The organism is Brevibacillus sp. AG162, assembly GCF_006715575.1.
Lineage (GTDB): Bacteria > Bacillota > Bacilli > Brevibacillales > Brevibacillaceae > Brevibacillus > Brevibacillus brevis.
The window spans coordinates 12736-29892 of record NZ_VFNO01000011.1 but is presented as its reverse complement, the minus strand read 5'-3'; the positions used below and the strand labels follow the sequence as shown (position 1 = coordinate 29892).

The window sequence follows — 17157 nt, the reverse complement described above, 5'->3', positions numbered from 1 at the left end:
TAAAGAAATAATGAGGGGCAAATCTAGGGGGGAGCACAGATGAAAAAGGTTGCGTCAAAATGGATGGCAGCTGGCATGGCACTTCTTTTGGCCGTCGTAGCCGGCTGTTCACAAGCCCAGCCAGCAGGAACAGACGGCACGTCTAGCAACACAGGTGCGACAACGCCAGCATCGTCTGATAAAAAGGAAACGGTTACATTGCGTTTCGCGACATGGGATACGGACCAAATGCTGAAGATCCAACAAGATATCGCGAAACAATTCGAACAGAAAAATCCGGGTGTGAAGGTACAAGTCGAGGCATATGCAGATGGTTTTGATCAGAAGCTGGTAGCGGCATTCGGAGCGAAAAACCCGCCGGATGTCATGTACATGTGGGATTTCCCAACGTACAACGCCTCGCTCGAGCCATTGGATGAGTACGTAAAGAAGGACCCATCCGTGGCAATCGACGACTTTTACCAGGGCCTCTTAAACTATAATCGATTCGATGGAAAATTGTTCGGTCTCCCAGCGGGCTTCTCGACGCGGGTCGTATTCTACAACAAAAAGCTGTTTAACGAAGCAAATGTACCACTTCCGACAGACGACTGGACGTGGGATGATTTCAAATCAGCAGCCAAACAGCTGACTGTTCGCGACAAGAAGCAGTACGGATTCGCTGTTCGTTCGGAGCCGGATACGTACGATTTGCAGCAGTTCGTGTGGAGCAACGGCAGCAGCTTCATTAGTCCAGACGGAAAAACCATCGAAGGCTACATGAACAGCAAGGAAACGGCAGAAGCCCTGCAAATTTTCAGTGATTTGACGAAAGACAAGAGCGCTTTGCTCGTCGGTGGCAAAAACCAGCAGAGCGGAAACGACTTGTTCAAAGCGGGCAAGCTCGCGATGTATGACAACGGCGTATGGTCACTCGAGTCGTACAAAAAGGCGAATGTCGATTTTGGTACGGTCGTGATGCCGCAATTCCCTGGCAAGCCTGGTAAGGGTGTCATTGCAACCTCTTCTGTATCGATCGCCAAGGATTCCAAAAATAAAGAACTGGCTTGGGAGTTTTTGAAGTTCTTCGTTTCCAGTGATGCGATCAAGATGCGTACATCTGACTTGCCAGTGCGTATTAGTGTCGTACAAGAGAAGAAGCTCGATCAGGACCCGCTCTACGCGCCGTTCTATAAGACATTGGAGCAATCGACTGACACGCCGGCATTCCTGTTGAATCCACACTGGAACGAAATCAACCGGAACCTTTCCGCAGCGGTCAATGCGATCATGATGGGACAAAATGCCGAGGAATTACTGAACAAGGCAGTCAAAGACTCCCAGAAATTCTTGAAATAACGGGAAGGGGTCAGGGAATTGAATACAGAGAGTGTTGTGACACAGAAACAGCCTGCCATGACCGTTCAACCGAAAAAACTCAGGGGAAGGGCGTTTCTTACGCCCTATCTTTTTATCTTGCCTTGGATTCTCGGCTTTCTCGCTTTTACGCTGGGACCGATGTTGTTTTCGCTCGTCATGAGCTTTTTTGATTGGCCTGTCGTTGGTGAGGTTACGTTTGTCGGCTTGGACAATTACGTCAATATGTTTACGGATGATCCATTGTTTTGGCAATCGCTCTGGGTCACGATTAAATTCGCGCTGTTGTTTGTCCCGTTGAATTTGTTCATCGCGTTGTTTTTGGCCATGATGCTGAATCAGAAGGTAAAAGGCAGCGGGTTTTTCCGCACAGTATTTTACTTGCCGAGCGTGATTTCCGGTGTGGCGCTGGCGATGATTTGGGCGTGGGTGTACGACGGGGAATACGGTATTTTCAACTATTTGCTCAGTCTGGTTGGGATTACAGGTCCAGATTGGCTAAACGATACCTCGTGGGCACTCGTTGCCATGGTAATCGCCAGTCTGTGGGGGCAAGGCTCCATGGTATTGATTTTCCTGGCGGGGCTCAAAAGCATCCCGGAGAGCTTGTATGAGGCGGCTTCGATTGATGGGGCGGGGGCGGTGCAAAAGTTTTTCCGCATAACACTGCCAATGGTGAGCCCAACGATTTTGTTCAACCTGATTATGACGATCATTAGTGCGTTCCAGCAGCTGAGTCTAGCGCTCTTGCTCACAGGAGGCGGACCGTTGCAGTCTACGTATTTCTATGCCATGTACGCGTATGACAACGCCTTCAAATACTTCAAGATGGGTTATGCTTCGGCGAACTCCTGGTTTATGTTTGTGATCATTTTGGTATTGACCTTCCTCGTATTTAAAACATCCGGCAAATGGGTGTACTACGAGGGTGACAACCGCAGGGGAGGGGAAGAAGCTTGATACGCAAAACGATCGCTTATGCGAGCTTGATTTTTTTCTCTTTCCTGTTTCTCGCACCGTTTTACTGGATGATCTCTACTGCGCTCAAGTCGGACGATGAGATTTTGCAGTACCCACCCAAATGGATTCCGGATGTGCTGCATTGGGAGAACTTCGGGAATGCGTGGATGTCGCAGTCGTTTCATCTGTATTTGGAAAACTCGTTGACGGTGACGATCCTGACCACGGTTGGTCAGTTGATATCGTCTTCACTGGTTGCGTACGGCTTTGCCCGGTTCACGTTTAAAGGGAGAGACTTTCTGTTCATGGTCGTTCTGGCCACGATGATGATTCCGTGGGAAGTGACGATGATCCCGCTGTACATGGAGTTCAACTATCTGGGCTGGATCAACACGCTCAAGCCGCTGATTGTTCCTTCGTTCTTCGGGTCAGCGTTTTATATTTTCCTCATGCGACAGTTTATTTTGACCATTCCGCGTGAGCTGGATGAAGCGGCGCGTATTGATGGTGCGGGTTCGTTTCAGATTTACGCCCGGATTATTATGCCGTTGATGATGCCTGCTCTGATTTTGGTGAGTGTATTCAACATCTTGGGCACATGGAACGACTATTTGGGTCCACTCATTTTCTTGAATGACCAAAGTCAGTACACGCTGACGCTGGGACTGGCGCAATTTAAAGGGATGTATGAAGTAGAGGCTACCGGGCTGATGGCGGTAACGTTCCTGATCTCGCTTCCGCCGTTGCTCCTCTTTTTCCTCGCACAACGATATATCGTAGACAATTCAGCTGGTGTTGCTATCAAGTAAGGAGGGAGCCGCAGTGGGGAATCGGACGAAATGGGAAAGCTGGGCTTGGTCATTTCACCAATTTGGTGAGCGATTGTTGCGGATGGCGGCGGTGCATCTCATGTGGGTGGCGTGCACGCTCATGGGAGGCATCGTCTTTGGAATCTTCCCAGCGACAGCTGCTCTGCACGACGTACTTAGCGGCAAGTGGAATGATCGTGGGCTTCCGTCCGCCTTCTGGCATGCTTTTCGCCACTACTTCTGGAGGAGCCAATGGCTTGGCGCAGGGACGGTGCTAACGGGGGCAATTCTGTGGGTCGATGTGGTGTTTTTCCTTCGCATGGGCTCCCTGTGGGGGCTCTCGATTGCGGCCGTTTTTGCGGGGATCGGATTCTTGCATGCGGCTACCTCTTGCCACGCTTTTTCCCTGCTTGTTCGGGAAGATGCAGACGTGAAGAGGACGCTCAAGCAATCGTTTTGGCTGGTCGCGGCCTTTCCATTGCATTCGCTCGTCACGATGGGAGGCTTGCTCCTTCTATCGATTCTCTTGCTGGCGATTCCTGTTTTGCCGATCTTGTTGGGAGCGAATCTGCCTGTCTGGTGGATGAACGCCAGAACGAGCCGTCTGCTGGAAAAGCGCGATCGTAAACGATCGAACAAGCAACCTCGAGGTGAGACATATGCAGTTTGATTTAGGAATCGTTCCTTTTAGCCGATACGGGTCGTATCTCGTACTCTCGCGATTGGGTAACACCAAGCGAGCAGAAGGGCTGTATTTGCGCAATATTCGTGGAGGAGACAACCACGATGGCGCGATTTTTCGAATAGAAATGGTAGCCGATGGTGTGGCGGTTCCATTTGAGACGGAGGCTACGCCAACCTTGCTGCGTCTTTGCGGGGATAAGGGCGAAGTGAAGCTGTGCATGAGCGAGCCGCAGCTGGTGCAGATACGTGGTCAAGGCGTTGGATTGCGCCTGGTGCTGGAATCGACGGCAGCAGACTACGCGATTCAAGCAGGAGCCGGATGCTGGGAAATCAATCACTTTTCCACGGAAATTCGCTTGCGAGTGACTCCACTTGCTGGAGCGCTGACGGTGAATCCCACGAAGGCAACTCGTGAAGAGAAAGTGAGCGTAACCTTTCTTCCCGACGAGGAAACCGGTGTGCTGGAAGGCGTACTGGAGGAGTTCCACACGGTGTGGAAGGAGCGCAGCTATCCTGCTTTTGCCGATGGATGGGAGCAGGTAAAAAAAGAGTACGACGAGTGGCTGGAACGGACACTCTCTGTCTCTGAGGAGCATCGCGAAGGCTTGAGTGAAGCACGAGAACTCGCGGCGTATATCACCTGGTCTTGTGTGGTGAGACCAGAAGGCTATCTGCCACGGTCCGCCATGTACATGTCCAAAAACTGGATGACGAATATCTGGAGCTGGGATCATTGCTTCAATGCGATGGCACTGACGCGAGCAAACTTGCCGCTGGCGTGGGATCAGCTCATGATTTTTATCGACAGGCAGGACGAGAGTGGTGTCTTCCCCGATTTTATCAATGATCGGTATGCGTTGTGGAATTGCTGCAAGCCTCCGATTCACGGCTGGACGCTGCGCTGGATGCTGGATCGGAACGATGCGATTACAAACGAGATGCTGGAAGAGGTGTACGAGCCGCTTTGTCGCTGGACCGATTGGTGGTTCTGCTACCGCGATGATGATCAGGACGGGATTCCACAGTACAATCACGGCTATGATTGCGGCTGGGACAACAGCACGATTTTTCTCGATGGGGCGCCGATTGAAAGCCCAGATTTGCCAGCGTATTTGATTTTGCAAATGGATGTGCTGGCGGATTTGGCGAAGAGACTGGGCCGTTACGAAGAGGCAGTGAAGTGGAAGGAAAAGGCCGAAATGACGCTGCAACAGCTCCTGGAGAAGCACTGGAATGGCGAAAACTTCTTCGCGACCCACTCTGGAAGTGATCAGCCTACCCGAGGGGACAGCTTGATTCGCTATATGCCTCTCGTGCTAGGCGAAAAGCTGCCGCAGGACATCCGGGCTAAGCTGATTGCCGACTTGCAGGAGCGGTTTTTGACAGAGAATGGATTGGCTACGGAGAGTCCAACCAGTTCCTTCTACCGCGCTGATGGCTACTGGTTAGGCCCGATCTGGGCGCCAGTGACGATGCTCTTGGTCGATGGATTGCGGCGAGCAGGCGAAATAGCGTTTTCTCAGGAGATTGCCGGACGTTTTTGCCGAATGGCAGCGCGCAGTGGCATGGCGGAAAACTTCGATGCGCTGACTGGTGATGGACTGAGGGATCGGGCCTTTACGTGGACGTCCAGCGTGTTTTTGATGCTGGCGAACGAGTATGTATAGGGGAGTTTCATAGAAAAAACAAGCGGGCATGATGGATGAAAAATCGCATCATGCCCGTTGCTTGTCTACAGCACTTTACTGAGAAATGCTTTGGTTCTCTCATGCTGGGGATTGTCAAAAATCTCGGCAGGCGTGCCTTCTTCTACGATGTATCCGCCATCCATGAAAATTACTCGATCGGCTACTTCACGGGCGAAGCCCATCTCATGCGTAACCACGACCATCGTCATTCCTTCTTTGGCCAAATCCTTCATCACCTGAAGAACCTCTCCGACCATTTCGGGGTCGAGTGCAGAGGTAGGTTCATCGAACAGCATGATGTGAGGGTCCATGGCGAGCGCACGGGTAATGGCTACGCGCTGCTGTTGACCGCCTGACAGCCGATCTGGATACACGTCTCGCTTGTCCGCCAAGTCTACTTTTTTGAGGAGTTGCAGCGCCTTTTGTTCATTTTGCTGGCGCTCCGAATTTTTGACGTGCTTGGGTGCGAGCATGATATTTTCCAAAACCGTGAGATGCGGGAACAGATTGAACCGCTGAAACACCATGCCGACACGCTCTCTCAGCTTGTTAATGTCCACTTTGGGGGAGGTAACCTCCATGCCCTCGATGGTGATTTTGCCGGATGTCACCTCTTCCAACTGGTTCAGACAGCGCAGAAACGTACTTTTTCCCGAGCCGGAGGGACCAATGACACAGACAACTTCGCGCTCTTCAACGGTAGTCGAGATGTCTTTTAAGACTTCCAACGAGCCAAAGCTCTTTTTCAAATTCTCTACATGAATCATTTCGCGAACCTCCTCTCAAGGGAACGGGATAGCAGGCTGAGGATGTAAATCATCAGGAAATAGAAGACCGCTACTACAGCCCAAATTTCGAATGAGCGGAAGTTGCTAGAAATGATAATCTCACCGCTGTTCATCAGTTCACGGATACCAATAACGGTTAAGAGCGAGGTGTCTTTTAGCGTCACGATGAATTGGTTGACGAAAGCAGGGATCATGCGGCGAACAGCCTGGGGCAAGATAACCAGGCGCATGGCTTTTCCGTGCGTGAGTCCCAGGGAGCGAGCAGCTTCCATCTGCCCTTTATCGATGGAGAGAATCCCTCCGCGGAAAATTTCAGCCAGGTACGCTCCGGCATTGAGGCTGAGTGCAAGAATACCAGCGGTTGTCTCTGGAATTTTGATATCAAGGACAGGCGGCAATCCAAAATAAATAAAGAAGATTTGAACCAACAGCGGTGTGCCGCGGAGAAAGTCAACGTAAGCGGTTGCAATGCCGCGGAGTATTTTGGAGCGGCTGGTGCTCATTAAACCAAAAAGCAATCCGATTAAGAGGGCGAAAAACAGAGAAATGACCGTTATTTTTAACGTGACCACAGAGCCTTGGGCCAAGACAGGAAGTGCATCGACAATGACATCCCAACTACTGCTCATTTGGACAACTCCAATCTTTCTAAGGTGAAAAAAAGGCGCGTCTTGCGCCTTTTACTTTTTCGTGCTCAAGTATGTGTTGATGATTTCGTCGTATTTCCCGTTCTCTTTCAGCTTCTTCAGACCGGAGTTGAGTTTGTCCTGCAGTTCTTTATTGCCTTTTAAAACCGCGATGCCGTAGTGGTCACCATTGAGACGATCGCCTACAATTTTCAGCTTGGATGCAGGGTCTACCGCAATTTTATACGAGATAACCGGATAGTCTTCGATGGTCACATCAGCGTTGCCGTTTTGAACCTCTTGGAACATGGAAGGGCTATCGTCGAAGTATTTGACAGTGGCACCGTACTTTTTCCCGAGCTCATCAGCAAAGGTAGCGCCAGTCGTGCCTTTTTTGATAGCAATCGTTTTCCCTGCCAAATCTGCCTCTCCATTGATCGTTGTGTTGTCCTCACGTACGACCAGGGAAAGACCTGCTTGATAGTAAGGTTCAGAGAAATCTAAAATTTCTTTGCGCTTATCGGTGATGCTGATTCCTGCAATGGCACCGTCCAATTGCTTCGCTTGAACAGCCGGAATGATTCCTTTGAAGTCCATCGGCTTAATTTCTACCTCAAAGCCTTCTTCTTTGGCGATCGCATTGATCAGATCGATGTCAATTCCCACGTATTTTCCGTCCTTTTCAAACTCAAAGGGTGGGTATGTTGCATCTGTACCAAATACGTACTTTTTTGCACCGGATTGCCCAGATGTTGTAGCAGCCTGATCCGTGCCACTTCCACATGCACTTACCGCGAGCGCCAACAAGCTAGAAACAACAGCAAACATTAGTTTTTTCATAAATTACCCCCAAGTATATTTATGATAGATATGATATGGACATGAATATAGTAATATAGAAAAGTCCGTAAAGTCAAAACAAACTGAAAGTAATTATTATCCATAATTGTATGAATGATATCATGGTGAGATAACAGAAAAGTATTTTCATACCTGCTATAATGGTAGCAAATGGATACAAGGGATGGGAAAAACGATGAAGCACGTCACCATATTGATCGCCGACGATGAAGCGGAGATTGCTGAGCTCGTTGCCTTGCATGTAAAAAAAGAAGGTTACCATACAATTATCGCAGCGGATGGAAAGGCAGCACTCCAAGCTGTGCAGACGCATTCGATTGATTTGGCGATTCTCGATATTATGATGCCTGGGCTGGATGGCTATGAGGTCACCCGGCTCATTCGTGAACAGCACAATATGCCGATCATCTTTTTGAGTGCCAAGGCGTCCGATCTGGATAAAATTTCGGGATTGGTGATGGGCGCAGATGATTATATGACCAAGCCATTCAATCCAATGGAATTGGTCGCTCGTGTGAATGCCCAGCTCCGACGCTTTAAGCAGCTGAATCAGCCAGCAGTAGCAGTGGCGAGTAACAAGGTCTTAGAGGCAGGTGGACTCGTCATTTATCCAGAGCAGCGAACCGTGAGCCTGTACGGAGAAACGATTGAGTTAACGCCAAAAGAGTTTGATATTCTCTACCTGCTGGCCAGCTATCCAAAGAAGGTATTTAGTGCGGATAATATTTTTCAGCAGGTGTGGGGCGAAGCGTACTATGAAGGCTGCAATACAGTCATGGTACACATTCGCACCTTGCGAAAGAAGCTGGGAGAAGAAAAAACCAAGAACAAGTGGATCAAAACGGTCTGGGGCGTGGGGTATTCCTTTAATGGCTAAGATGATAGGAAGCTTTCGGTTCCAAATGGTCAAGCTTCTGGGCCTAAGTCTGCTTCTATCCGGTGCGGTTACCTATGTGATCTTTAAAACGCTTCAGCTTTACTATCGGACACAGGTAAAGTTTGAAAGCTTTTTAACGCCGATTCGCTATTTTATGCGGGAAATAGGGGACATTTACTTCTTTTTGATTATTTTTGTTCCACTAGCCATACTGTTTTTCTTCTTGCTAACCAAACGGTATGCCATCTATTTTCAGGAGATTTCCAGAGGAATTCATCATCTGGCGAATGGGGACTTTACCCATCATGTTCAAATACCGTCAAACGATGAGTTCGCAGATATTGCCAAGGACATCAATCTGGCAGGTGAAAAATTGCAGGAAGCCGTACAAAGAGGAGATTTTGCCGAAAGCAGCAAGGATCAGCTGGTTTTGAATCTGGCGCATGACCTTCGGACGCCGCTGACTTCTGTTTTAGGGTATTTGGACATCATTTTGCGGGACGAGCAGTTAACAGTGGAACAAGCCAGGCATTACACAAATATTGCTTTTACCAAGTCGCAGCGTTTGGAAAAGCTGGTCGATGAGCTCTTCGAAATTACGAGAATGAACTACGGCATGCTCACTATCCAACAAAACCTGATTGACCTGAGTGAACTGCTCATGCAGTTAAACGAGGAGCTATACCCTTCCTTGGAGAAAAATCAGTTGGAAACCAGAATGAATGTGGCACCTCGATTGACAGTTCGCGGAGATGGCGAGCTCTTGGCGCGCGTTTTCGAGAACATCATGACAAATGCCATCCGTTACGGACACGATGGTCAGTTTGTTGATATCAATGGTTATCTTGCGGGCAACGAAGTCGTTGTGCAGATTATCAATTATGGCAACGAGATTCCCCCGGAAGATCTGCCGCATCTTTTCGAGATGTTTTACACGGGAGACAAGGCCCGAAGTCATCAAAACGGAAGCACAGGTCTTGGGCTATTTATCGCCAAAAATATCGTAGAGCGCCACGAAGGGACGATTTCTGCCGAGAGCAATTTGATCCGGACGATTTTTGAAGTACGCTTACCTTTCGAATAGAATCCCTCACTTTAAAAAAATTTAAGTTTTACCCCACTTTTTCTTTTAACAGTATTCCTTATCCTGATCGGGTGACGAGCCAGGGTGGAACCTGTAATAGAAAAAGTGGGGTTTTTTGATTGGCTAAGAATGATCGGGGTTTAAAGTTTTTGGGGAGGTAAGGAATATGAAAAAACGTTTGTGGATCTGGCTGGGGGTAGGCGTGCTTGTCGCTGGGCTTGGCGGCTATGCGGCTTCTTCGGGCGAAAAGAAGAGTGGTGTTCCTGTCACGTTATTAACGGTGGTAACGGCCGATTTGGAAAGCACCATTTTGACGTCAGGCATGGTCAAAGTGCGAAATGAACATACATTGTTCGCCAACTATGCAGGCGATCTGCGGAATTTCTCCATCAAGGAGGGAGACAAAGTGACGAAAGGGCAGGTGATCGGCAATATCGACATGTCCGATGTCAGCAATGAAATCATGGATATCGAGGCGCAAATCACCATTCAGGAAGCGAATATCGCAAGGCTCTCCAAAGGTGTGGAGCCTGAGGAAGTCACGAAACTGCAGGAGCAGCTTGCCCAGCATGAACGCGAGTACCAAACGGCATTAAAAGACTACCAACGAACACAATCGCTGTTCACTGCTGGCGTGTCTACTCAACAAGCTGTAGAGCAGGCGAAGCAAAAGCTGCAAACAGCGGAATCAAGCGTGAAGGTCGCAAAGCAAGATTTACTCTTGAAGCAAAAAGGGCCAGACAAGTCGGAGATTCGCTCCTATGAGGCGCAAATTCAAAAGCTGAATTTGGAAAAATCGAAATATGAAAAGCAACGTGTGCAAAGCAGCATTGTTTCACCGATTGACGGGACGGTGCTCTCGACGAAGGTGAAAAAAGGGAAGTACTTGAGTAAAGGCGAGGAAATCCTCACGATTGGAGATACAAGTGACGTCATGGTCGAAGCAGAGGTAGGAGAATCTGATTTGCGCAAAATCAAAATCGGACAGGATGCAGTGGTTTCAGGCCTTTCCTTGGGTGGAGAACAGTTGCAGGGCAAGGTGTCGCGCATCTCTCCTATAGCCGTAACCAGTCAAGGACCGGAGGGAGAGAAGACGAGAGTGAAGGTCGCTGTCGATCTGAATGAGACGAGGGAGTATTTGAAGCCAGGCTTTCACGTGGATGTGGACATCGTCCTGCAAAAAGCAGCAAACGCCATGCAAGTGCCTATTGAGGCAGTAGTAACGGATCAAGATGGATCTTCCTTTGTCTGGGTAGCGGAAAATGGCAAGGCCAAGAAGAAAAAAGTGACGACTGGGATTGAAAGTGAGTTGTTTATTCAAATTGAAAGCGGATTGGATGGCAGTGAAGAATTGGTAGCGAATCCGCCGGAAACCTTGCAGGAAAATGAAGCGGTCTTCCAAGCATCTCCCGAAGAGTTTGCGGAGTAAAGGAGGATACATATGCTGCACATTGAGGGGTTAACCAAGCAGTACAAGACAGATGAGCTGGAGCTGTTCGCTTTGCAAAATATCAATATCCATGTGGCTCAAGGTGAATTCGTAGCGATCGTGGGACCTTCTGGTTCCGGAAAATCGACATTTATGAACATGCTGGGTTGTCTGGATCGGCCAACCTCCGGCTCGTATGTCTTGGATGGAATTGATGTTACGCAGTTGAAGGATAGTGGACTGGCGCAGGTACGCAATCAAAAAATTGGATTTGTCTTTCAATCATTTCATTTGTTGCCACGTGCCACTTCGCTGCGAAATGTAGAGCTGCCGATGATGTATGCGGGCGTCGGCATGACAGAACGCAAAAAAAGAGCGACAGCGGCGCTGCAGCGTGTCGGACTCGGACAGCGGATGGATCATAAACCGACGCAGTTGTCCGGCGGTCAAAGACAGCGGGTAGCCATTGCCAGAGCGCTGGTCAACCAGCCAGCCATTTTACTTGCAGACGAGCCGACGGGGAATCTGGACAGTCGTTCCAGCATCGAGATCATGGCGATTTTTCAGGAGCTGCATGCCCAAGGGGTAACGATTCTGCTCGTCACGCACGAGGCTGATATCGCCCAGCATGCCGAACGGGTCATTACGTTTCGAGATGGTCATATCATCCGGGATGAGCGAGTGGAGAAGCGATTGTTTGCTACTCCGTCCGAGGAGGTGATCCTCACGTGAATTTACTCGAAAGCTTTCGTACGGCTCTGGAAGGGATTGGGACAAATAAGCTCCGAGCTACCTTGACGATGTCTGGGATCATCATCGGAATCATGTCTGTCATTGCCGTAATTACACTTGGAAACGGCAGTCAACAAGCCTATACCGATCAGTTGGAGAAGCTGGGAGCTACGAATTTCAGCGTTTATTTTGGCTGGGACCCGAGGCAAGGAAGCAAACTTACTGATTTGACAGTGGAGGATGCAGATGCACTTCCCAAACTATCGCCCTACATTGAAGAGGCCGTGCCGTTTCTCTCTCTTTCTGGAACGATTCGTGGCCCGAAAAAGGAGCAGGACGCAAGGATACATGGAACAAATGAGGACTTGTTGAAGGTTCAACCAAACTTGAAAATAGTTGGAGGTAGATATTTTACTGCGGAGGAAGTAAGAGAAGGGAAGCGCGTCATTGTTTTAAACGAAGAGTTAGCGGCAGGACTTTTCGGACGTGAAGACCCGATTGGGAAGCGTTTGACTTACGAAACAGCATCAGCCGTCGTCATTGGCGTGGTGAGGGAAGACAAGCTGATGTTTGACAATGGTCAATCCGAGACTGCCTATATACCGATTACCTACCTGCAAAATGTGGCCGGGTTGAAGATGGTTCATACGATAACTGTAAAAGCCAAGTCGAAGGAAACGATGGAAGCAGCCAAGAAGCAGACAGAGAAGTACTTAAACCGCAGGCACGATCGCGAAAACTACTACCAAATTGATAGTATCGAGAACGCACTGGGGGAGATGGATTCCTTTTCCGGCACGCTCACCACGATTTTTAGTGTCGCAGCCGGGATTGCGCTGTTTGTCGGTGGAATTGGCGTCATGAACATCATGCTCGTATCTGTCACGGAGCGGACACGGGAAATCGGCATTCGCAAAGCGTTAGGGGCACGATACGGAGATATTATGCTGCAGTTTTTGATCGAATCGATGATCGTCTGCCTGATTGGCGGAACACTTGGGGTACTGCTTGGTATCGGGACAGCCATGTTTGCCTCGCAATATGTCGATGTGCCGCCGCTATTATCATGGGAAAGTATCGTAATCGCCTTCGGGTTCTCCAGTGCCATCGGTATTTTCTTTGGGCTCTACCCGGCTCACAAGGCAGCCAGGCTCAATCCGATTGATGCGTTGCGCTATGAGTGAGGAACGAAAAAGAAATGACTAGCAGATATCGCTGCTAGTCATTTTTCTATTAGTCTCGAACCGATTTCAATGCTGTTGACCAACTAATCACTTGATTTAACATGTCGTTTACATGTGGGATGTGCAATTCGGATGGTTTAAAGACCGTGTAATTTTCAAAATCAGTAAATAGATTGAAGGCAGGTTGTGTACGAACGTCGGCAACCTGCAATTCCCCCAGGATTCCACGTAAGTGCTCTGCTGCACGAGTTCCACCTGATGAACCATAGCTGACGATACCAGCCGCTTTGTTGTACCATTCCTTGCGGGCGAGGTCGAGTGCGTTTTTTAAAACCCCTGTGATGCTGTGGTTGTATTCGGCGGTAACGAATACGAATCCATCCAGGCTGGATAGCTTTGCCGCCCATGCGGCTACTTGTTGCTCACCATTCGGATCGCCAAAGAACGGTAAGTGAAAGTCCGCAATATCAACGATTTCATACGCTGCGTCTCCTCGTTGATCGGCAACTCCTTTGAGCCACGCACCTACTTGGGGACTGACTCGGCCTGGGCGAGAGCTGCCCAGAATAATCCCGATTTTTAAGCTTGAAGTACTCATGGTTCGTTCCTCCTTATGCGGCTTAGTTTAATCGTAGTTCCTTGGATCAAACATTATGCTTAAAAAAAACGGGGTAACTGTAAAGCCCCTCCAGCTGCGGGCTCGGAGTCTTATCACTCGTGCCGTAAAACCCCTTGCTTTAGCTATGGGGATATAAGGCACTTTGCTCTGCTAAGAGCAAACAAAAATAGTTCTTTTTTTGTCGATCTCTGTTAGATATGTCTTCTCGATCTAACGAAGTGGTATCATTAACCATGGGTGATGGTTCTGAGTAGATCAGTGGAAAGTAACCACAATGTCGTATTTGACTGTAAATATCACGTTGTTTTTTGTCAGAAGTATCGTAAAAAGGTTTTGAAAGAGCCAGTAGACATTCGATTAAAAGAGTTGTTTCTTGAAAAGGCAGTGGAACTACGTGCGGAAGTTGTTGAAATGGAAATCATTCCTGATCATGTTCATTTGCTGATCAAATGCGATCCGCAATTCGGAATCCACCGAGTCGTAAAACATTTGAAGGGTTATACATCCAGAGTGTTGCGGATGGAATTTAGACATCTCAAAAGCAGACTTCCCTCACTATGGACAAACTCCTACTTTGTAGCAACGGTTGGCACGGTGCAACTCGATGTAATTAAGAAATACATCGAGTCTCAAAAAGAAAGGAATGATTGAACTTGCATAGAGCCTACAAATTCCGTTTGTATCCAAACAAAGAACAAGCAACACTCATCAACAAGACAATTGGATGTACTCGCTTTGTATTCAATCACTTTCTTGCGAAACGAAAAGATGCTTACGAACAAGAAAACAAAACGCTGAATTACAACGACTGTTCTGCTTTGCTCACGCAACTAAAAAAAGAAATCGAATGGTTGAAAGAAGTGGACTCCACTGCCCTACAATCAACCTTAAAAGATTTGGATTCCTCCTACAAAAAGTTTTTCAAAGAGAAAAAAGGCTATCCCAAATTCAAGAGCAAGAAGAACCCAAAGCAATCCTATACTTGCAAGATGAACATCAAAATAGAAGGGAATCGCATCAAACTTCCTAAGCTGGGATGGGTATCGTTTGCGAAATCCAGAGAAGTTGGAGGGCGAATCCTATCGGCTACGATTAGATGTAATCCTTCAGGTAAATACTTTGTGTCCGTATTGTGTGAAACAGAGAGTCAATTACTCCTAAAAGTAGAACAAACCGTTGGGATTGACCTTGGGATTAAGGATTTCGCCATTCTTTCTACAGGTGAGAAGGTGGCAAATCCCAAATACTATCGCAAGTATGAAAAACAACTTGCGAAGTGGCAACGGATTCAATCTCGTAGACAAAAAGGCAGCAACAACCGGAACAAGGCGCGTACCAAAGTAGCTCGACTCCACGAAAAAATTGCAAATACCCGTAACGATTTCCTACATAAGCTGTCAACCAAGCTGATCAACGAAAGCCAAGTGATCTGTTTGGAGGACTTGCAAGTGGAAAATATGATCAAAAATCACAAGTTAGCCAAATCCATTGCAGATGCTTCGTGGGCTATGTTTCGTACGATGCTGGAGTATAAGGCAGAATGGTATGGAAGAAAGGTCTCCATTGTTGGAAAACAATTTCCTTCAAGCCAGCTCTGCTCAACTCCAAACTGTGGATACCGCAACAAAGAAGTCAAAAGTCTCAACTTGCGCAGTTGGATATGCCCGCACTGTGGCGTACAACATGATCGTGACCAAAACGCTGCGATCAATATTGAGCAAGAAGGACTTCGATTGTTGGCGTAGTCAACTAAACTGTGGGACACACAGGGATAGCTTGGTAAAATTCACTCCGTTAGGAGTGATTACCCAAGAATCCCCCGCCTTTAGGTATGGGGAGTGTCAAGATAGAATGGACAGTATCGAATGGACAGTATCGAATGGAGGTTATATCAAAGATGAGTCAATTGCCAAATTGCCCAAAATGTCATTCGGAATACACGTACGAAGATGGAAGCTCCTTGATTTGTCCGGAATGCAGTCATGAGTGGACGCTCCAAGCAGGTAACGATAATGATGAAGATAATAAAGTCATCAAAGATGCAAATGGAAATGTCCTTAACGATGGCGACACAGTAACGGTCATTAAAGACCTCAAGGTAAAAGGAACTTCATTAGTTGTAAAAATAGGAACAAAGGTAAAAAACATTCGCCTGATCGATGGGGACCATGATATTGATTGTAAGATCGATGGTTTTGGCGCAATGAAGCTAAAATCCGAATTTGTGAAAAAGGTGTAAGCTGGGGAATGCCTCGGACAAGAAAAAGCTGACTGCATGTTAGAGTGCAGTCAGCTTTTTTCGTAAGGAATGAGGTGTTAGCTGAGACGATGAATGGACCAGACGATGCCCTCGCCGCCGCCTCCTAAGTTGAGGTTAATAGTCAATCCATTGGCTACATAAAACAAACCGAGCGTATCCCCTTCATTGAGTTGAACGTTACCTGCGAGTGTGATTGTTCCAGCCCCCAAAATAGCTCTTAATGTGAGTACGAGAGCAATGTTTAGGTTGAGGATAGGGAAATCACCAATAATGAGACTTGTTTCAGCAGGGGTGAGTCTCCGTACTTCACATGCAGGGGTGATTCCCTCGTCTAAACTAGCGGTAATGGCTGTGCTCGTTTCATAGTTAATGGTTGCTTTTATGGCGTAAGTTCCAGTCGTTGGCACTGTGTAAGTGCCAGTTTCAGCATCGAAACTTGGACTGCTATAGTAGGGGCTGGCTGTTGACCAGTTCACTAATTGGGAAGATGCGCTGAGGGTCACAGTTGATAAGAAGGCAGAGAAGTTTTCTGCGGTGAAAGCAGGTCCAGTCGCGCCTGTCGTGCCAGTCACCCCAGTGGCTCCGGTAGCCCCGGTAGCTCCTGTAGCCCCGGTAGCTCCTGTAGCACCAGTGTCTCCAGTCGCCCCAACGGATATAGGGATGGACAAGATCGAATTCAGCTTGGAATCTAGCAGAAGTTCTTTTTGCGTAATGACTCTGATCGTGTCACGCACGCTCTGATTCATTGTAAGGAGGTCACTGATCGTTGCGGGTGGTGAAGATATTCCTGGTAAAGTACCGAGTACAAACTGTAGCTTTTCGCCCTCGGCGTTGAGGATATGACTGAGGCTCAATTCCTCTAACGCAATAGATGAGAGAAGCAAGTTAATGGCATCATCTCTGGTTAAGGTAATGGTAGGGGTAATGTTGGGGATATTTCCCTGAGACATCGTATCATTCCTTTCTGTAGAGATTCAAAACAGATCAAAGAAAACATTCTCAGCAGAAATACAAGCACGTTGAAACTGAAGCCCTCCTCATCAAAATCGATGGACGTATGAGAAAACGTGGGTTGTATACGATTTCGAGGCGATACATGACCTGCGGACTGTATGGGTTGGTATCAAGTGTATGTAGATAACCAGAAGAGGATTTCACATGGACACAAAAAAGGAGCTTTTCTGTTGGAGAGGTTTGTTC

Annotated in this window: 18 protein-coding genes; 13 read left to right on the top strand and 5 right to left on the bottom strand. The window is 48.0% G+C overall.

Going from position 1 to position 17157, the window contains the following annotated elements; all coding sequences use genetic code 11:
- The first annotated feature begins 39 nt into the window (after nt 1-39).
- The 5 genes from FB479_RS25030 to FB479_RS25010 are packed head-to-tail and all read left to right on the top strand — an operon-like array spanning nt 40 to nt 5476.
- Nucleotides 40-1338, top strand: coding sequence for an ABC transporter substrate-binding protein (locus FB479_RS25030; protein WP_142067103.1), 1299 nt, complete (start codon nt 40-42; stop codon nt 1336-1338).
- 57 nt (nt 1339-1395) lie between these two features.
- Nucleotides 1396-2316, top strand: coding sequence for a carbohydrate ABC transporter permease (locus tag FB479_RS25025; RefSeq protein ID WP_164724593.1), 921 nt, complete (start codon nt 1396-1398; stop codon nt 2314-2316).
- A complete protein-coding gene (locus tag FB479_RS25020) occupies nt 2313-3125 on the top strand; it encodes a carbohydrate ABC transporter permease (RefSeq protein ID WP_142067101.1) in 813 nt (270 codons plus the stop codon). The genes FB479_RS25025 and FB479_RS25020 overlap by 4 nt, the downstream gene beginning before the upstream one ends.
- A gap of 13 nt (nt 3126-3138) precedes the next feature.
- Complete coding sequence (locus tag FB479_RS25015; protein WP_142067100.1) at nt 3139-3795, top strand: YesL family protein; 657 nt, start codon at nt 3139-3141, stop codon at nt 3793-3795.
- On the top strand, nt 3785-5476 hold the full coding sequence (locus tag FB479_RS25010; RefSeq protein WP_142067099.1) for an amylo-alpha-1,6-glucosidase: 1692 nt from the start codon (nt 3785-3787) through the stop codon (nt 5474-5476). The genes FB479_RS25015 and FB479_RS25010 overlap by 11 nt, the downstream gene beginning before the upstream one ends.
- Nucleotides 5477-5541: 65 nt before the next feature.
- Here FB479_RS25010 and FB479_RS25005 read toward each other — a convergent pair whose 3' ends face one another.
- The 3 genes from FB479_RS25005 to FB479_RS24995 are packed head-to-tail and all read right to left on the bottom strand — an operon-like array spanning nt 5542 to nt 7751.
- Complete coding sequence (locus FB479_RS25005) at nt 5542-6264, bottom strand: amino acid ABC transporter ATP-binding protein (protein ID WP_106657284.1); 723 nt, start codon at nt 6262-6264, stop codon at nt 5542-5544.
- Nucleotides 6261-6914 carry an amino acid ABC transporter permease gene (locus tag FB479_RS25000; protein ID WP_007720310.1) on the bottom strand — a complete coding sequence of 218 codons (654 nt, stop codon included), beginning with the start codon at nt 6912-6914 and terminating at the stop codon, nt 6261-6263. Before FB479_RS25000 ends, FB479_RS25005 begins: the two co-directional genes overlap by 4 nt.
- Nucleotides 6915-6965: 51 nt before the next feature.
- The gene (locus tag FB479_RS24995) at nt 6966-7751 is read right to left on the bottom strand and encodes a transporter substrate-binding domain-containing protein (protein ID WP_142067098.1); all 786 of its coding nucleotides are present in this window, start codon (nt 7749-7751) and stop codon (nt 6966-6968) included.
- 196 nt (nt 7752-7947) lie between these two features.
- Between FB479_RS24995 and FB479_RS24990 the strand changes: the two genes are divergently transcribed.
- From FB479_RS24990 to FB479_RS24970, 5 genes are all read left to right on the top strand, one after another.
- Nucleotides 7948-8649 (top strand): response regulator transcription factor, encoded by a 702-nt coding sequence (locus tag FB479_RS24990; RefSeq protein ID WP_106657333.1) that lies wholly within the window; start codon nt 7948-7950, stop codon nt 8647-8649.
- The gene (locus tag FB479_RS24985) at nt 8642-9733 is read left to right on the top strand and encodes a sensor histidine kinase (RefSeq protein WP_142067097.1); all 1092 of its coding nucleotides are present in this window, start codon (nt 8642-8644) and stop codon (nt 9731-9733) included. The genes FB479_RS24990 and FB479_RS24985 overlap by 8 nt, the downstream gene beginning before the upstream one ends.
- Nucleotides 9734-9899: 166 nt before the next feature.
- On the top strand, nt 9900-11162 hold the full coding sequence (locus FB479_RS24980; protein WP_142067096.1) for an efflux RND transporter periplasmic adaptor subunit: 1263 nt from the start codon (nt 9900-9902) through the stop codon (nt 11160-11162).
- Nucleotides 11163-11174: 12 nt separating this feature from the next.
- The gene (locus FB479_RS24975; RefSeq protein WP_142067095.1) at nt 11175-11894 is read left to right on the top strand and encodes an ABC transporter ATP-binding protein; all 720 of its coding nucleotides are present in this window, start codon (nt 11175-11177) and stop codon (nt 11892-11894) included.
- Complete coding sequence (locus FB479_RS24970) at nt 11891-13078, top strand: ABC transporter permease (protein ID WP_142067094.1); 1188 nt, start codon at nt 11891-11893, stop codon at nt 13076-13078. Before FB479_RS24975 ends, FB479_RS24970 begins: the two co-directional genes overlap by 4 nt.
- A 49-nt stretch (nt 13079-13127) precedes the next feature.
- On the opposite strand, the gene FB479_RS24965 is transcribed toward FB479_RS24970, so the two are convergent.
- Nucleotides 13128-13676 (bottom strand): NADPH-dependent FMN reductase, encoded by a 549-nt coding sequence (locus tag FB479_RS24965; protein ID WP_106657279.1) that lies wholly within the window; start codon nt 13674-13676, stop codon nt 13128-13130.
- Nucleotides 13677-13943: 267 nt separating this feature from the next.
- Between FB479_RS24965 and tnpA the strand changes: the two genes are divergently transcribed.
- From tnpA to FB479_RS24950, 3 genes are all read left to right on the top strand, one after another.
- Nucleotides 13944-14348, top strand: a complete 405-nt coding sequence (tnpA, locus tag FB479_RS24960; protein WP_370511705.1) for an IS200/IS605 family transposase — start codon at nt 13944-13946, stop codon at nt 14346-14348.
- A 2-nt stretch (nt 14349-14350) separates the two neighbouring features.
- Nucleotides 14351-15442: an IS200/IS605 family element RNA-guided endonuclease TnpB gene (gene tnpB, locus FB479_RS24955; RefSeq protein ID WP_142067092.1), complete on the top strand. Its 1092-nt coding sequence runs from the start codon at nt 14351-14353 to the stop codon at nt 15440-15442.
- 152 nt (nt 15443-15594) lie between these two features.
- Complete coding sequence (locus FB479_RS24950) at nt 15595-15936, top strand: zinc ribbon domain-containing protein YjdM (protein WP_106657277.1); 342 nt, start codon at nt 15595-15597, stop codon at nt 15934-15936.
- Between the two features lie 77 nt (nt 15937-16013).
- Here FB479_RS24950 and FB479_RS24945 read toward each other — a convergent pair whose 3' ends face one another.
- Nucleotides 16014-16907, bottom strand: coding sequence for an alpha-helical endospore appendage domain-containing protein (locus tag FB479_RS24945; protein ID WP_142067091.1), 894 nt, complete (start codon nt 16905-16907; stop codon nt 16014-16016).
- Between the last annotated feature and the right edge of the window lie 250 nt (nt 16908-17157).

Bases quoted from the DNA above. Each gene is read 5' to 3' on its own strand.
- FB479_RS24975 (WP_142067095.1), top strand. From the start codon at position 11,175: ATGCTGCACATTGAGGGGTTAACCAAGCAGTACAAGACAGATGAGCTG.
- FB479_RS24980 (WP_142067096.1), top strand. From the start codon at position 9,900: ATGAAAAAACGTTTGTGGATCTGGCTGGGGGTAGGCGTGCTTGTCGCT.
- FB479_RS24950 (WP_106657277.1), top strand. From the start codon at position 15,595: ATGAGTCAATTGCCAAATTGCCCAAAATGTCATTCGGAATACACGTAC.
- FB479_RS24945 (WP_142067091.1), bottom strand. From the start codon at position 16,907: ATGTCTCAGGGAAATATCCCCAACATTACCCCTACCATTACCTTAACC.
- FB479_RS25030 (WP_142067103.1), top strand. From the start codon at position 40: ATGAAAAAGGTTGCGTCAAAATGGATGGCAGCTGGCATGGCACTTCTT.
- FB479_RS24995 (WP_142067098.1), bottom strand. From the start codon at position 7,751: ATGAAAAAACTAATGTTTGCTGTTGTTTCTAGCTTGTTGGCGCTCGCG.
- FB479_RS25005 (WP_106657284.1), bottom strand. From the start codon at position 6,264: ATGATTCATGTAGAGAATTTGAAAAAGAGCTTTGGCTCGTTGGAAGTC.
- FB479_RS24985 (WP_142067097.1), top strand. From the start codon at position 8,642: ATGGCTAAGATGATAGGAAGCTTTCGGTTCCAAATGGTCAAGCTTCTG.
- FB479_RS24990 (WP_106657333.1), top strand. From the start codon at position 7,948: ATGAAGCACGTCACCATATTGATCGCCGACGATGAAGCGGAGATTGCT.
- FB479_RS24965 (WP_106657279.1), bottom strand. From the start codon at position 13,676: ATGAGTACTTCAAGCTTAAAAATCGGGATTATTCTGGGCAGCTCTCGC.
- FB479_RS25025 (WP_164724593.1), top strand. From the start codon at position 1,396: ATGACCGTTCAACCGAAAAAACTCAGGGGAAGGGCGTTTCTTACGCCC.
- FB479_RS25010 (WP_142067099.1), top strand. From the start codon at position 3,785: ATGCAGTTTGATTTAGGAATCGTTCCTTTTAGCCGATACGGGTCGTAT.
- FB479_RS25000 (WP_007720310.1), bottom strand. From the start codon at position 6,914: ATGAGCAGTAGTTGGGATGTCATTGTCGATGCACTTCCTGTCTTGGCC.